This is a genomic window from Streptococcus constellatus, assembly GCF_902167705.1.
In the GTDB taxonomy this organism is placed as follows: Bacteria; Bacillota; Bacilli; order Lactobacillales; family Streptococcaceae; genus Streptococcus; species Streptococcus constellatus_A.
In genome coordinates this window covers 42,519-58,030 of record NZ_CABHMZ010000021.1, presented here as the reverse complement: position 1 = coordinate 58,030, position 15,512 = coordinate 42,519, and the positions used below count along the sequence as shown (strand labels likewise).

The following is a 15,512-nucleotide window of genomic DNA, read 5'->3' as shown; positions in this document are numbered from 1 at the left end:
TTTATCCTCTAAATCTTAAGTTTTATTTCTAACTGAACAATTATACCACAGATTAAGGCAAAAAACACGGTTAAACTAGGTGTAAATGTTTTCATTAGAAAATCAATGTCCTACAAATTTATTTACATTCTTTATTGCAAAATTATGATATGATAAGAAAAAACAAAGGAAACTGTATGCGTTTAGATGTTCTACTAGCTCAAGCTCACATTAGCCGTAAAAAGATGAAGCAAGCTCTCCTAAAAAAGAAAATCTTGGTAGATGACTGCCCTGCTCGAAAACTTAGTCAAAATGTTGATACAGGCTTGCAAACGATTACGATAGAGGAACAACCTATTCTGGGCAAGCCTCATCAGTATTTTATGATGAACAAACCACTTGGTGTCGTGACAGCTAACTCTGATGCCAAATCTCAAACGGTTCTAGATCTCATCAGACCGGAAGATTTTAATGATAAGTTATATTCTGTTGGACGGCTCGATCGAGATACTTCTGGACTATTGTTAATCACTGACAATGGTCCGCTCGGTTTTCAATTGCTTCATCCTCAATATCACGTTACAAAAACATACGAGGTTGAAGTTAATGGTCTCCTAGACGACCGAGCAGTACAATCCTTTCAAAAGGGCATCGTTTTTCTTGACGGAACAAGTTGTAAACCAGCCATTCTTACAATTCGTTCTTCTAGCTCAAACAAAAGCCGTGCTACTGTCACTATTTCTGAAGGAAAATTTCACCAAATCAAAAAGATGTTTTTAACTGTCGGTGTCAAAGTTACTTCTCTTAAACGGACGCATTTCGGAGATTTTGAATTAGATCCAAACTTAGCTACAGGAGAATACCGAGCATTGAACCAAGCAGAACTCAAAATCGTGAGGCACTATCTAGAAAAAAGCTATTAAAAGTGAGCAATCCCCTTTGGATTACTCACTTTTGATTTTTCCTTTCCAGCCATCTAATCCTGTAGAGAGGATGTAAATATCTTGATAACCTTGTTTTTTCAATAGAATAGCTGCATTCATAACACGTTGTCCACGGCTATTTTCATATAGCAAAACAGCCTTGTCCTTACGAATAGCTCCCAAACTCGTTTTTAACTGCTGTGACGGGATATTCCGCGCTCCTAAAATATGTTTTCGGCGAAAATCAGCTGGATCGCGCAAATCAATCAACTGACCTTGACGAATCATATTACCAAATTCTGCATTGTCTACCACCTTAGCTGCACGCCGGACACGGACATAGTTAAAGCCCATCCAGCCTAACATCCCAACAATAATTGCCAATAAAATCCAATTTAACATGTTTTCTCCTCATTCTTTTTCAGATATTGTAATTCTAATTGATGTTCTCTTCGCAAGATACTCTCAGCTTCTAGGTAATCCATTTTTTCTATCAAGCCCGCATCATAAATCCTCTCCAGCTCAATTTTCATCATTTCAATATCATACAAGCGCTTCCCCATATAGATAATAATGCCAAAACTTTTGAGGTATTGCTGCACATCATAAAGTGTTTTCATGAGCTTTATTTTACCAGAATTTCAGGAGCATTTCAAGGTTAAAAAGAAGACGTTCATCTCTTTAAGTATTCAAAAACAGACAAAAGAGCCACCCACTAGGTGACTCTTTTAGGGAGATTATTATGAAAAAGAAAAGTTTAGGATTTTTATCAAATAAAGTTAGGAGGTCTTCATCTGATGATATTAGTATAACGCTACCTCCTTAAACTTATCTTAAATTCTAAAAGATTTTAAAAATTTATTTTTTACTCTCAAAAATTTGCTTACAAGCCTGGAGTTTGACCGATTTCAGCTGTTAACATCCAGATATTCTTTTCAAGATCTGCTTTAGCACCGACAAAAATGTCATTTGTTACATCGTCTCCTTCTTCATCTGTTACGTCCAGAGCTTCTTGGTAAAGACCTACTAAGTAACAGAAGATTTCGATGACACGTTCCAAACTTTCTTCGACACTCTTGCTGAATTTTCCTTCTTTTTCTTCAATATTGCTGTGTTGGATAAATTCACTCAAAGTTGAATACGGCATTCCACCTAGAGTAATCAAACGTTCACTCACTTCATCCAAGGTTGTATCCAAGGTTTCCATGTACTCATCCATTTTAGGATGCCAAACCATGAAACCAGCTCCACGCATGTACCAATGCACTTGGTGAAGAGCAATGTGAGCAGTGTATAAATCCGCTACCACTTGGTTCAAGACTGCTTTTGTTTTTGGAAGAGACTTATTCAAAGACTCAACGTTTGAGAAAGTTGCAACATCTTTAACTGCTTCATTTTTTACATTAACCATTATTTTACCTCTCTTTTATTTAGAATGATTCTAATTTTTATTATAATTTAATTATAATGTTTCTAAATAAGAAAGTCAAATGATTGAACTCAGAAATTTCTTTTATTAGAAAAGTTGCAATTTTTTAGAATTATTTGCGAATAAAAAAGTATGATTCATTTTTATTTTTTCTTGGTTGGAAGCATTGTGGCTTCTTTTTTAGAGCTGGTTGTTGATCGCTTTCCTGGACAGTCTATTATCGGTCCTTCCAGTCATTGTAATGCTTGTGAACAGAAATTAGCACCTCGTGATTTAATTCCTGTCCTTTCACAGCTTATCAATCGACTGCGTTGCCGTTTTTGCGGCTCAAAAATTCCCATCCGCTATTTGGTCTTGGAAATCGCTATCGGTTTCCTCTTTCTTGCAACTTCTATGGGCTATCTAAACATCGGTCAGCTTGTCCTACTTGTAATGGGCGTAACCTTATCCCTTTATGATCAAAGAGAACAAGAATATCCTCTGCTTGTTTGGTTATTTTTCCATTTTCTTCTTCTCTTTTTAACAAATTTCAATCTTTTGATGACTATTTTTTTAGCTCTTGGAATTTTGGCTCATTTCGTTGATTTGCGTATCGGTGCAGGAGATTTTCTTTTTCTCGCGTCTTGCTCAACTATTTTCAAGTTGACAGAGATTCTTTGGCTGATTCAAATTGCCAGCTTAGTGGGATTATGTCTCTTTGGCTTAAAAAAGAAAAAAGACAGGTTAGCATTTGTCCCCTGTCTTTTGATTGGAGTGATTGTTCTACTTCTGTATGAGTTGTTGCTTCAATAAAATTAGAATGACGTCCTATCATGAGGCTGGGATGAATGAATCCAGATTTACCGGAGTCTCGAAATAAGAGAGCGATGATTACAATTTTCAAATTTTAGTTTTTTTACGTAATCTTCCCAGATTTCATATTTTTGGGAGATGATTGTACTAGCAATTCTGGTCGTCTATCTCACTCTTGATTTTTCGTGTTTCTTTTTTCTAAGTAGTCAGCAATAGCTGCTACATCTTTATCGCCACGACCAGATACATTGACGATGATAATCTTGTCCTTACTCAATTGTGGCGCGCGTTTAACTGCTTCTGCAATAGCGTGGGAACTTTCAATGGCAGGAAGGATCCCTTCTTTTTGCGTCAACAATAATAGTGTATCTACTGCTTCATCATCTGTCGCAGCCACATACTCAACTCGACCTGAATCTTTAAAAAAGGCATGTTCAGGACCAACTCCCGGATAGTCCAATCCAGCGGAAATAGAATAAACAGGAGCTACCTGACCATCTTCTGAAAATACAGCATACGTTTTCATGCCATCAACAACTCCAATGGACCCTTTAGTCATTGTAGCCGCATGCTTGTCTGTATTCAAGCCATGACCAGCTGCTTCAACACCAACTAAATTGACTTCTTTATCTGCCACGTATTCAGAAAATGCTCCAATTGCATTAGAACCTCCGCCGACACAGGCAATAATATAATCTGGTAGGCGACCTTCCTTATCTAGAATTTGACAGCGGGATTCCTGACTAATAACCTTTTGAAACTCATGCACAATCGTTGGATAAGGATGAGGACCAACAGCCGAACCTAGGACATAAAAAGCATCTAAATCTGTCATCCAAGCAGCAAAAGCAGCATCCACCGCATCCTTTAATGTTTTAGTCCCTGTTTCGACCGCATGGACAGTTGCTCCCATCATTTCCATTCGGAAAACATTCAATCGCTGGCGTTCCACATCTTCTGCTCCCATATACACATCGCATTTCATGCCAAACTTAGCAGCCGCTGCAGCTGTTGCTACTCCATGTTGACCAGCTCCAGTCTCTGCGATAACTCTGCTCTTACCCATTCGTTTTGCTAGGAGAATTTGCCCTAAAACATTGTTTAATTTATGAGAACCTAGGTGATTCAAGTCTTCTCGTTTGAGATAGATTTTTGCACCTCCTAAATAGTCCGTCAAACTTTCTGCAAAATAAAGCGGTGTCTCTCGACCTGCATAATCTGCTAAATAATGATGATATTCTGCTAGGAACTCTGGATCTTTTTTATACTTTTCAAATGTCCCCTCTAGCTCATCTAATAAAACTTGAATCGGTTCCGGTACAAAGCTACCACCAAATTGACCAAAATATCCTTTGTTTTCTATCATGATACTTCCTCACAATCTTTAGTATTCTTGAATTTAAACAACAAAATACCCCCACACAAAAACTGTGTGAGGGCGTATGAACACGGTGCCACCTCAATTATGGGAAAAGTAGACCTTATCCGCATATCTCTATCTTGTCTATCAACAAGTTGCACTATAAGGTGTGCACACCGAATTTTTATTGTTTCAAATTCATATCATTTACATCAGCCCATTTCATAAATATCTACTACTTGTTTACACCTAGCACAACTCTCTGGAAGTATCAATTTACTACTTTTCTGATGTTTGAGCATTATTATAGAGTTTTTCTACCATTCTGTCAATAAAATAATGAAAAAATCATGGAAAAGCATCCTAAATCCGAACAATGCCCCTTATTTTTACTTAGAAGTCAGAAACTTATCTTTCCGATGGCTGACACAAGTTTTATACAATAGAAAAGCCAGATATCCGCCTAATGTATTTGTCCATAAATCATCTATTTCAAAAACACGATTGGCATCAATTAAAATATCTAACAAAATCTGCGTGCATTCGATAAAAAGACTCATTGCAAAACTGGCAAATAGCACACGCTTAGTGCTCCTCAACTTAGGAAAAAGCCAGAGAAGTTGAAAAATCAGTGGACTAAGCAGAAAAACATTCATTACATTTTGCCCGAAAACCTTAATCAATTGATATAGAGAAGTAATTTGCCCAAGATTGACAAAAGAATTGAAGGGAATGAGAAGGACTACGACACGACCAAACTGCTGAATCCCTGGTGTCTCCATTCCCTTTTCTGGCACTTGAGGAAGGAAACACATCAGACACAATAAGAAAATGTAGAACATGCTTCCCCAAGTAAGAAAAGTACGTCCCCTAACGGTTAATTCACCATCCGTTTTCAACAAATTACTAAACTTAAGCATGTTTGGTAAGAGCTTTCTCCTTATCTTGCTTCATCGTATTGGAGCGCAATTGACCACAGGCTGCATCAATATCTGTGCCATGCTCCTGACGAACAACACAGTTAATGCCATTCTTTTTTAGAGTATCGTAGAAAGCCATTACACGTTCTTTGGGACTGCGACTATATTGATCGTGCTCGCTAACTGGATTGTAAGGGATTAAATTGACATATGATAGCTTTTTGATATTTTTCAACAAAGTAGCTAATTCTAGTGCCTGCTCTACTCCGTCATTGACCTCATTTAGCATGATATACTCAAAAGTAACCCTGCGGTTGGTCGTTTCAATATAATATTCAATCGCTGCAAATAGCTTCTCAATTGGAAAGGCACGATTGATTTTCATAATGCTGGAGCGCAATTCATTATTAGGCGCATGAAGAGAAACAGCTAAATTAACCTGCACTCCTTCATTTGCAAAATCACGAATTTTATGCGCTAGGCCGGAAGTAGAAACCGTAATGTGACGAGCTCCGATAGCCAGCCCTTTGTCATCATTGACAGTTCGCACGAACTTAAGAACATTGTCATAATTGTCAAAAGGTTCTCCAATCCCCATAACCACAATATGGCTGACGCGCTCACCTTGTCCACGCTCGTCAAAATATTTTTGCACCAGCATAATCTGAGACATAATTTCCCCATTATTCAAGTCACGCTGCTTTTTAATCAGCCCGCTAGCACAAAATGTACAGCCAATATTGCAACCCACCTGAGTGGTTACACAGACCGACAGACCATAATGCTGACGCATCAAAACAGTTTCAATCAGCATGCCGTCAGGCAGTTCAAAAAGATACTTCACTGTGCCGTCTGCCGACTCCTGTACAATTCTTTGTTTCAGTGGATTCACGACAAATTCATCTTCTAATTTTGCCAACAAATCCTTTGAAATATTGGTCATTTCTGCAAAAGACTGAACCCGTTTGCGATAAAGCCACTCCCAAATCTGAGTAGCTCGAAATTTCTTTTCTCCTTTACTTTCTGTCCAATCTATCAAATCCTGACGGGTCAAACTATAAATTGATGGTTTCATTTTCTTCCTCTCTGTTCCCATTCTCGATTTCCGCTATTTTTGACGAATGACAAAGTGACGTTGACTGTTTGTCTGCTGCTTTTCTGCATTTGTTCTTTTTGATTTTTGATTTTGGCGTCTGTTGCGCGGACGATTTTCACGTTTAGGCTGCTCCTGTTCCTTATAGGAGCGAACTTGCTTAGAACGGCGTGGTTTGGTTTCATTTTCCTTTTTGTGATGAGATTTTTTATCAAACGACGCTCGACGTGGTTTCAAATTTTCCAAAACAAAATAAGCACAGCCATAATTGCAGTATTCTAACAAGTAATCTTCTAAGCGACTGATTTTTTCTTCACTTTCATTTGCCTTGTCATCTTTATAAAATCCACGCAAACGCAATTGCTCGTTGCCCCAATCGCCAACAATATAATCAAATTTTGTTAAAATATCTGAAAAACGCTGATTAAAAGCTGTGACATCAAAACCTTCTTTGTAGTTGTCCACCAAATCAAATTCGATTGTCTCAGTCAACACTTTTGTTCCTATTTGCCGAAATTCTGGTCCAGGAAATTTATTATAATTATATAATTCAGGTGCAATTTCTTTTCGCATAGTTATCCTTTATCATTTATTCTTGTATTAACCTTATTTTACCATAAAAAGAAGTGTTTTTGACAGTTGAAATGTGGAATGAAGAAAAGAGCAAAGTCAGATTTCTAGCATTGACTTGCTCTTTCATTTTCATTATTCTTACGACTTTTTCGTGATTTTTAGGTAATCAATGGCATCTTGCAAAGTTTTCACGGGTACAATTTTCATATTGGTCTTAATTTTTTTAGCAGCTTCCAAAGCTGTTTCATAGTTGGTTTTCGCTTTAGGATTAGCTTTTTTGTCTTCCTTGGTAACTGGATTATTTGGTGCAAAGAAAATTTCTGCGCCATTTTTTGCTGCCGAAACAACTTTTTTATCAATTCCACCAATGTCGCCAACTTTTCCTTCGCGATCAATTGAGCCCGTCCCAGCAATATTTCTGCCGTCTCTCAATGTTGGATCTGCAATTTGCGTATAAATTGCTAAGCTAAACATCAAGCCTGCACTCGGACCACCAATTCCTGCTGTTGAAAACTCAATCGGTATGCTACTGGTAACTTCTGTTCGGTCTATTAAACTAATGCCAATCCCATTTTTCCCATTTTCAAGTTTGATGATTTTACCCGTAGCAGATTTTTTCTGACCGTCTTCTACGTAATTCACTTTGACCTTGCTGCCAATTTTTTGCGCTCCAACATAGTCTATCAATTCTTTTGAACTGCTGAACGTTTTATCATTCACGCCCGTCACAGTATCTGCGATATTTAAAATACCCTTAAAGGTTGAATTCTTGGTGACTTGCAAGACATAGACACCCAAATATTTCAGGCTAATATCCTTACCTGCCTTTTTCAAGCCTTGGTATTTAGCTAGGTTTTGTGATGTTTCCATATAAAACTGATTGATCCGTAGGTATTCTTTATCAGAAGTTCCGCCAGTTAAATCCTTCGCCGAATAAATATCTGTAAAAGGTGTCAGCCAAGCATAAACCAAATGAGCAAAGGTCGCATGCTGAATCCCAACCGTTACAAAATTATAAGAACCTTTTTCTTTATCTTCTTTGTTATCCACGCGCAATACCTGACGGACATCTGCTGCACCACCTGGCACCTCAATATAATAAGGCAAGGGAACCACAAAAGATACGAAAAGTAGAACCAATCCCACCACAGCCACTATCGGCCATTTTTTAAATTTATTTCTTGGTTTTTCCATATTGTTTCTTTAACTCCTTTACGACACTTTCGGGCACATACTTTGAAATATCCTGCTCAAAAGCAATCAATTCACGAATTCTTGATGAGCTGAGATGCTGATAAGCTGGTTTGCTAATCAAAAAAATAGTGTCCAGCTCAGGCGCTAATTCATGATTGAAAAAGTTGAGATTCCCCTCATAATCCAAATCTTGACTATTACGTAATCCTCGTACAAAAGTTGTCACTCCTAGCTTTCTTGCCACTTCCACTGTCAATTCATCATGAGAAGTGACAATTTTTACATTCTCCAAATGAGCCAGAGCAGCTACTACCATTTTTTCTTTTGCTTCAATACTAAAAAAACTCTTTTTCTCAAGATTATAAAAAATACCAACATAAAGGCAATCAAAGAGCTTACTAGCTCGCTCAATCAAGTCAATATGCCCCTTTGTAATCGGGTCAAAAGAACCCGCAAATAATCCAATTTTATCTGACATAAACCGTCACCTTTGAAATTCCATATATTTTTTGCTTCCAGATGCCTAGTCCTGCGATTTCCTCTGGTAATTCCACCGACTTGTCTGTCTCACAAACAACCAGTACATCATCGCTCAGAAGCTCTCGTTCAACCATTTTTTCAATATCTACAGCAATCTGCTCTTTTGCATAAGGTGGATCTAACAAAACTAAGTCAAACTGTCCTGTGACCAATTCAAGTGCTCGATTGGCGTCCATTTTAAGAAGTTCAAATCGTTCTTTTTCCTTAGTCATGCTGATATTTTGGCTGATAATCGCTTGCGCCCTGCGGTCTTTTTCAACCAAAACAGCTGATGTTATGCCTCGCGAAATAGCTTCAATCGCTAAACTACCACTTCCAGCATACAAGTCCAGAACCCGTCCTCCATCAAAATAAGGACCAATCATATTAAAGATAGCTCCTTTAACCTTGTCTGTCGTGGGTCTAGTCGTTTTGCCTTCTAATGTTTTAAGAGGATGCCCCCCATATTTCCCTGCAACAACTCTCATAAAGAATATTATAACAAAATCTCGAAAGAATGTATCAGTTTTTCTTCTGTGATAACTGTAAGTCGATTGGTTTTTCTGTCTAACTTTTGAAATGCCGTTCAAACATGATGATTTTTCAATATAGTTTTTTGCAATTATCTTGAGCTGATTGCAGACCACATAAAAATCCCCTGATATAAATCAGAGGACTGATTGTTTATCTCACTTCAAGCAAGCCAACGTCACCATCTTCACGACGATACAAAACATTGGTTGTGTTGTCTTCTACATCAGTATAGATGAAGAAGTCATGTCCCAATAAATCCATTTGAAGAAGAGCTTCTTCTAAGTCCATTGGTTTTAAGTCAATTTGTTTGGAACGAACGACTTTTGCAGGTGCAGTTTCCACTTCTTCAACGACAGCATCTGTAAACAACTGACTGGTTGATTTTTTATTACGGTTTTTACGCTCAATCTTTGTTTTATTTTTACGAATTTGACGTTCAATTTTATCTGTCACCAAGTCAATAGAACCATACATATCTTGGGAAACATCTTCTGCACGAAGAGTGATAGAACCAAGTGGAATGGTTACTTCAACTTTGGCTGTTTTTTCACGATAGACTTTTAAGTTTACACGCGCATCCAATTCTTGATCAGCTTGGAAATATTTGTCGATTTTTTCAAGTTTAGAAACTACATAATCACGAAGAGCTTCCGTCACTTCTAGGTTCTCACCACGGATACTATATTTAATCATATAAGTACCTTCTTTCTAAGCATTTTTTGTTTTTCTTTAATTTTATTATAACGCTTTCATTCTTTTTTTGCAAATTTTTTGTTATCTTGCCAATGAAAATGTCATAATTTCTTTCACTCCTGCTTCCACTAACATTTCCTTGGCTAATTGTAGGGTTGAGCCCGTTGTATAAATGTCATCTATCAAAAGAACTTTTGTCGGAACTTGAACATTGTCTTTCACTTTAAAACACTGCTGGCTTTGCAATCGCTCCTCTCTCGTCTTGCCTGATTGAGCAATTGTATCATGCTTTTCTAAAACTTCCTTAAATGGCAGCTTTGTGCCCTCAAGAAGAGCTGTTACTTGATTAAACCCTCTTGTCTGATACTTTTCGGCACTTACAGGAATGGGAACCAGCATATAACCGCTGTAACCTTTTAATTCCTTTTGCAAAACTTCAGCAAATACAGAATAGAGGACATAATCTCCTTGAAATTTGTATTGACTGAAGAAGTCTTTCATCGCTTCGTTATACACAAAGCAGCTTTTGTGGCGAACTTCTTTTCCTTTTTCTCTCCACACTTGGCAATCCATGCAGATTTCACTTGCCCGTCACGATAACACTTCGGGCAATGCTGCCCTGAAATCCGCTGAAATTTTTCAAAACAGTCATCACAAGCTCTTGCTTTTGGCTTCTTCAAGGTCAATAAATCACAGAATTTCAGCTTTTCTTCTAGTGGATTTTCACATAAAACACATGAATTCATAAACCAGCCTCCTGATTCATCTCCTGAATTTCTTTAATCGCTTTTTCTATCGCCATAGTCGTACCGTCATGAAAAAAGATTAACTCGCCTGTCGGTCGATCCATACTGCGGCCAACGCGTCCAGAGATTTGTACTAGAGCGCTGCGACTAAACAGACGGTGGCTGGCTTCCACCACGAAAACATCTACACAAGGAAAAGTCACCCCACGTTCCAAAATCGTCGTCGTTACCAAAATCGTGATTTCTTTTTGACGAAATTTCTCTACAATTTCCAACCGATTTTCAGTCGTCGAGGCTACAAAACCAACTTTTTCATTAGGAAAATTACTTTGGAGAATCTTTGCCAGCTCCTGCCCTCTTTTGATTTCGGAAGCAAAAATAAGAAGTGGAAATTCTGTTTTTCTTTGCTTTTGAATAAACTGCCTTAACTTGGGAACTAGCTTCTTTTGACCAAGATATTTTTGAAAATCTGCCAACCAAACTTTTTGAGGAACAATCAAAGGATTGCCATGAAAACGTCTGGGTAGACTCAAACGAGTCAATTCTCCTTTAGCTACTTTTTTATCCAGTTCATCTGTGGAAGTTGCTGTCAAGAAAATCTTCGTTCCCTCTACTTTGACTGCATGATGAACTGCATGATAAAGTATCGGATTGTCCACATAAGGAAAGGCATCCACCTCATCAACAATAAGAAGATCAAATGCTCGGTAAAATTTGAGAAGCTGATGTGTGGTGGCAATCACGAGAGGACTGCGGGAGTATGCTTCTGATTCACCGTGCAGGAGTGAAATATCACAGGCAAAATCTACTTTCAGTCTACGATAAAGTTCTAAGCAGACATCAATTCTGGGGCTAGCCAAGCAGACGGCTCCGCCTTGATTGATGACTTGTGCCACCACCTGATAGATCATTTCCGTCTTTCCGGCTCCTGTGACTGCGTGAACCAAGCTATCTTTTCGCTTGGCAACCGCCTCTAAAAGTCCTTGAGAAACCTTAGCTTGAAATTCTGTCAACTTCCCTTGCCATTTCAAAACATTCGCTTTAGGAAACTCTTCCTGTGGAAAATAGTAGAGAGTTTCATCACTTCTGACCCTTCCTAAGATCAAGCAAGATCTGCAATAATAAGCACCTATGGGCAGTTGGTATTTTCCTTTATCAACTGCTTGCCCACAGCGATTGCAGTTTAACTTCCCTTTTTCTTCTACCATTCCAGCTAAGCTTTGTGCTTGCAATTGCAATTCTGGCGACAGTTGACTTTTTGTAAAAATACGACCTAAACAATCTTGTAATTCCGTCATATCTATTTATTCGGAAAAACTTTGGCAAAATAAAAGTTTTTTTGTAAAATGAAGATATGGAATTTAGAACAATCAAAGAGGACGGTCAAGTCCAAGAAGAAATCAAAAAATCGCGCTTTATCTGTCACATTAAGCGTGTGACAACAGAGGATGAAGCGCGAGAGTTTATTCAGGCTATCAAAAAAGAACACTACAAAGCTACTCATAACTGCTCTGCCTTTATTTTAGGAGAGCGGAGCGAAATGAAGCGAAGCAGCGATGACGGTGAACCCAGTGGAACTGCTGGCGTGCCTATGCTAGGCGTCTTAGAAAATCATCAACTAACCAACGTCTGTGCTGTCGTGACGCGCTATTTTGGGGGCATCAAGTTAGGAGCAGGTGGACTCATTCGGGCTTATGCTGGCAGCGTTGCCCTAGCTATCAAAGAAATCGGAAGTGTCCACATAAAAGAACAACTTGGACTAAGGCTTACTCTTTCCTACAGTCAATATCAAGAATTGCCAAATTTTCTTAAAGCCAAACAGTTGCAGGAACAGGATACAACTTTTACAGATCAAGTACAAACGACTATTTTCGTTGACAAAGACGATAAGGAGAGCGTTATAAAAAGTTTGATTGAACTGTTTAATGGAAAAATTGACATTATTGAGCAGGGATTGCGGAAAGTTGAGGTTCCCATTTCTTTATCCTAAATATTAAAAAAAGCTATCGACTTGATAGTTTTTTTATATTTTACAAAGACTCTTTTTCGTTTTATACTGATTGTATCAACAGAATTGAGGTATTATTTTATGGCACAAATTTATCATAACATTACAGAACTCATCGGAAATACTCCTATTGTGAAATTGAACAAGCTGGTTCCAGAAGGCGCTGCTGATGTCTATGTCAAGCTAGAGGCTTTCAATCCAGGGTCGTCTGTCAAAGATCGCATTGCTCTCAGCATGATTGAGACCGCTGAGCAAGAGGGCTTGCTTCAACCAGGTGCAACCATTGTCGAAGCAACGAGCGGAAATACCGGAATCGGTTTGTCTTGGGTTGGTGCTGCTAAAGGTTATAAGGTTGTTATTGTTATGCCAGAAACCATGAGTGTAGAGCGTCGCAAAATTATCCAAGCTTATGGCGCCGAATTGGTGCTCACTCCCGGAAGTGAGGGAATGAAAGGTGCGATTGCCAAAGCTGAAGAAATCGCCAAAGAACGCAACGGATGGCTGCCGCTACAGTTCAACAATCCAGCTAATCCTGAAGTACACGAAAGAACAACAGGAGCTGAAATTATCGCTGCTTTCGGTGAAAAAGGATTGGATGCCTTTGTCGGAGGAGTTGGCACGGGTGGTACCATTTCTGGCGTTTCTCACGCTCTCAAAAAAGTCAATCCGAATATACAAGTTTACGCAGTTGAAGCCGATGAGTCCGCTATCCTGTCCGGTGAAAAACCTGGACCACACAAGATTCAAGGAATTTCAGCTGGTTTTATCCCAGAAACACTGGACACCCAAGCTTATGACGGTATTGTCCGCGTTACTTCTGATCAAGCGCTCGACCTGGGACGCCGTGTCGGTGGACAAGAAGGCTTTCTTGTAGGAATTTCTTCTGCCGCAGCTATCTATGCCGCACTTGAAGTCGCCAAAAAACTAGGCACAGGCAAAAAAGTCCTAGCTCTTGCTCCAGATAATGGCGAGCGCTACCTCTCAACCGCTCTCTATAATTTTGAGGTTTAGAAGTTGAGAAATATACACAATACAAACTTTAAATTCGGATTTGCTAACAGTTTAAAAAGAACAGCTCAAACAGAGCTGTTCTTTTTTGATGGGTGGGGAGGTTGGAAGATGTTGGTAACTTTCTTATTTCAGGTACTCCACCTAAAATGTATACACTAAGTAAGAACCTTTCTGACCTCAGATGTTGATGTAAGTGGGACCGCTATTTATCCAATCTCAAGTTTTGGTACACTCTCTCACTAAGTAAATCGTTCTTTCCACCAAGTAAGAGAATTTCAAAAAATACTGTTAAGATTTCAGGACACTTCTGCAAAATTTTAGCATTGTCAAAGACTAAGACACTTAAAAAATGTAGCATACTTTTTGAAAGGGAGCAAAGGCTTATAAGCATATTCAGTCCACACACCCGCGAAGGGTGCGACTCTAGCACTTCTCAACGACGGTAACGACAGCCCAATTTCAATCCACGTACCCGCGAAGGGTGCGACGCCACGTTGTAACATGGAAGTGAGTGTAGTGTACGATTTCAATCCACGTACCCGCGAAGGGTGCGACATGAGCAATTCATGGATTATTATGTCGGGCAAAAAATTTCAATCCACGCACCCGCGAAGGGTGCGACGTTAATTCTCCATATACTTTACCAAGGATTTTAATTTCAATCCACGCACCCGCGAAGGGTGCGACGATACTTGGTATTATTCACCGGCTGGCCAAGTAGTATTTCAATCCACGCACCCGCGAAGGGTGCGACGCCCTACTTATCTATTTCTATTATCCCATATTCTTTATTTCAATCCACGCACCCGCGAAGGGTGCGACTGGCTAGCCACTCTGCAACCTCTTTTTCTTTTTGTATTTCAATCCACGCACCCGCGAAGGGTGCGACGAGTTAGTTTGAATAGGAACTCCGTTTTTAGTTGTATTTCAATCCACGCACCCGCGAAGGGTGCGACGTAACGTGGTTCAAAAAACGTCGTTCTGTTTCTGCAATTTCAATCCACGCACCCGCGAAGGGTGCGACTTAAAAGCAGGACTCATTGACGCCCGATGTTTAAATTTCAATCCACGCACCCGCGAAGGGTGCGACAAAATCTGCATTTCAGCATCCGTTAATAAACCAATTTCAATCCACGCACCCGCGAAGGGTGCGACGAATTAAAACGTGATGCAATGTTGTTATTTGATTGATTTCAATCCACGCACCCGCGAAGGGTGCGACTTATTTTGGATAAATGTAGCTAACTGCTCCTTGCCATTTCAATCCACGCACCCGCGAAGGGTGCGACAGCGCATAGTTACACTGTTTGTGGCTAAAATCAAGAATCTATTGAGCTAGTTTCCCCAATAAAACGAGGTTTTTGCCACTATAATTCTAAGTTGATGCGCGAATGTCACAGGTTTTGATGTGTAACCTAGGCTCGCACACAAGTTTTTATAAAAGCAATACCCCCACATCAGGGTCATAACTATCATCTCGACCAATCGTTTCAACACGATTTTGCCAATTTTTGCCAAGTAAGTAAAATCTAACACTATCTGATTCTTGGTCAATGATTGTTAATAGTTCATTTTTTATCTCTACAAATTCGGCTGGAGTTAATGAGCATTCAAAAACTGAGTTTTGTACACGTTGACCATAATCAACACAAAGTTTTGCCACATGTCGTAAACGTCTCCTACCTGCTGTTTCTTCCGTATTAACATCATAAGTTACTAAAACCATCATAAGTCTACT

At 39.1% G+C, this 15,512-nt stretch carries 17 protein-coding genes, 1 pseudogene and 1 CRISPR repeat array; of the genes and pseudogenes, 4 read left to right on the top strand and 14 right to left on the bottom strand.

The features are described 5' to 3' along the window. The first annotated feature begins 176 nt into the window (after positions 1–176). Positions 177–902, top strand: coding sequence for a 16S rRNA pseudouridine(516) synthase (locus FQ204_RS06270; RefSeq protein WP_144209949.1), 726 nt, complete (start codon positions 177–179; stop codon positions 900–902). Between the two features lie 21 nt (positions 903–923). Here the strand turns inward: FQ204_RS06270 and FQ204_RS06265 are convergent, their stop codons facing one another. From FQ204_RS06265 to FQ204_RS06250, 3 genes are all read right to left on the bottom strand, one after another. After that, entirely contained in the window at positions 924–1,304 is a 381-nt protein-coding gene (locus FQ204_RS06265; protein WP_144209947.1) for a rhodanese-like domain-containing protein, read from the bottom strand. Beyond that, on the bottom strand, positions 1,298–1,522 hold the full coding sequence (locus FQ204_RS06260) for a YqgQ family protein (RefSeq protein ID WP_144209945.1): 225 nt from the start codon (positions 1,520–1,522) through the stop codon (positions 1,298–1,300). The genes FQ204_RS06265 and FQ204_RS06260 overlap by 7 nt, the downstream gene beginning before the upstream one ends. 263 nt (positions 1,523–1,785) lie before the next feature. Then, on the bottom strand, positions 1,786–2,313 hold the full coding sequence (locus FQ204_RS06250; protein WP_144209943.1) for a Dps family protein: 528 nt from the start codon (positions 2,311–2,313) through the stop codon (positions 1,786–1,788). Positions 2,314–2,463: 150 nt separating this feature from the next. Here FQ204_RS06250 and FQ204_RS06245 point away from each other — a divergent pair, with 150 nt between their 5' ends. Next, complete coding sequence (locus tag FQ204_RS06245; protein ID WP_144209941.1) at positions 2,464–3,123, top strand: prepilin peptidase; 660 nt, start codon at positions 2,464–2,466, stop codon at positions 3,121–3,123. Between the two features lie 169 nt (positions 3,124–3,292). On the opposite strand, the gene trpB is transcribed toward FQ204_RS06245, so the two are convergent. From trpB to FQ204_RS06195, 10 genes and pseudogenes are all read right to left on the bottom strand, one after another. Continuing rightward, positions 3,293–4,489 (bottom strand): tryptophan synthase subunit beta, encoded by a 1,197-nt coding sequence (gene trpB / locus FQ204_RS06240; RefSeq protein WP_144209940.1) that lies wholly within the window; start codon positions 4,487–4,489, stop codon positions 3,293–3,295. Between the two features lie 383 nt (positions 4,490–4,872). Next, positions 4,873–5,403 carry a VanZ family protein gene (locus FQ204_RS06235; protein WP_144209938.1) on the bottom strand — a complete coding sequence of 177 codons (531 nt, stop codon included), beginning with the start codon at positions 5,401–5,403 and terminating at the stop codon, positions 4,873–4,875. Beyond that, the gene (gene rlmN / locus FQ204_RS06230) at positions 5,396–6,478 is read right to left on the bottom strand and encodes a 23S rRNA (adenine(2503)-C(2))-methyltransferase RlmN (protein WP_144209935.1); all 1,083 of its coding nucleotides are present in this window, start codon (positions 6,476–6,478) and stop codon (positions 5,396–5,398) included. The genes FQ204_RS06235 and rlmN overlap by 8 nt, the downstream gene beginning before the upstream one ends. Positions 6,479–6,511: 33 nt before the next feature. After that, positions 6,512–7,069, bottom strand: coding sequence for a YutD family protein (locus FQ204_RS06225; protein ID WP_144209932.1), 558 nt, complete (start codon positions 7,067–7,069; stop codon positions 6,512–6,514). Between the two features lie 138 nt (positions 7,070–7,207). Next, complete coding sequence (locus tag FQ204_RS06220; RefSeq protein WP_144209929.1) at positions 7,208–8,263, bottom strand: SepM family pheromone-processing serine protease; 1,056 nt, start codon at positions 8,261–8,263, stop codon at positions 7,208–7,210. Then, on the bottom strand, positions 8,244–8,741 hold the full coding sequence (gene coaD / locus FQ204_RS06215; protein WP_144209926.1) for a pantetheine-phosphate adenylyltransferase: 498 nt from the start codon (positions 8,739–8,741) through the stop codon (positions 8,244–8,246). Before coaD ends, FQ204_RS06220 begins: the two co-directional genes overlap by 20 nt. After that, positions 8,731–9,279 (bottom strand): 16S rRNA (guanine(966)-N(2))-methyltransferase RsmD, encoded by a 549-nt coding sequence (rsmD, locus tag FQ204_RS06210; protein ID WP_186286692.1) that lies wholly within the window; start codon positions 9,277–9,279, stop codon positions 8,731–8,733. Before rsmD ends, coaD begins: the two co-directional genes overlap by 11 nt. Positions 9,280–9,466: 187 nt before the next feature. After that, complete coding sequence (gene hpf, locus FQ204_RS06205; protein WP_144209920.1) at positions 9,467–10,009, bottom strand: ribosome hibernation-promoting factor, HPF/YfiA family; 543 nt, start codon at positions 10,007–10,009, stop codon at positions 9,467–9,469. Positions 10,010–10,090: 81 nt separating this feature from the next. Beyond that, a pseudogene (locus tag FQ204_RS06200) lies at positions 10,091–10,755 on the bottom strand (ComF family protein). Next, positions 10,752–12,053 carry a DEAD/DEAH box helicase gene (locus FQ204_RS06195; protein WP_144209917.1) on the bottom strand — a complete coding sequence of 434 codons (1,302 nt, stop codon included), beginning with the start codon at positions 12,051–12,053 and terminating at the stop codon, positions 10,752–10,754. Before FQ204_RS06195 ends, FQ204_RS06200 begins: the two are co-directional and overlap by 4 nt. Positions 12,054–12,109: 56 nt before the next feature. Here FQ204_RS06195 and FQ204_RS06190 point away from each other — a divergent pair, with 56 nt between their 5' ends. Beyond that, positions 12,110–12,745 (top strand): YigZ family protein, encoded by a 636-nt coding sequence (locus FQ204_RS06190; RefSeq protein WP_144209914.1) that lies wholly within the window; start codon positions 12,110–12,112, stop codon positions 12,743–12,745. Positions 12,746–12,844: 99 nt separating this feature from the next. Beyond that, positions 12,845–13,774: a cysteine synthase A gene (gene cysK, locus FQ204_RS06185; RefSeq protein ID WP_144209911.1), complete on the top strand. Its 930-nt coding sequence runs from the start codon at positions 12,845–12,847 to the stop codon at positions 13,772–13,774. 390 nt (positions 13,775–14,164) lie between these two features. Further along, a CRISPR array of direct repeats spans positions 14,165–15,063; the repeat unit is 32 nt; unit sequence ATTTCAATCCACGCACCCGCGAAGGGTGCGAC. A 146-nt stretch (positions 15,064–15,209) separates the two neighbouring features. Here the strand turns inward: cysK and cas2 are convergent. After that, complete coding sequence (gene cas2, locus FQ204_RS06175; RefSeq protein ID WP_144209906.1) at positions 15,210–15,503, bottom strand: CRISPR-associated endonuclease Cas2; 294 nt, start codon at positions 15,501–15,503, stop codon at positions 15,210–15,212. Between the last annotated feature and the right edge of the window lie 9 nt (positions 15,504–15,512).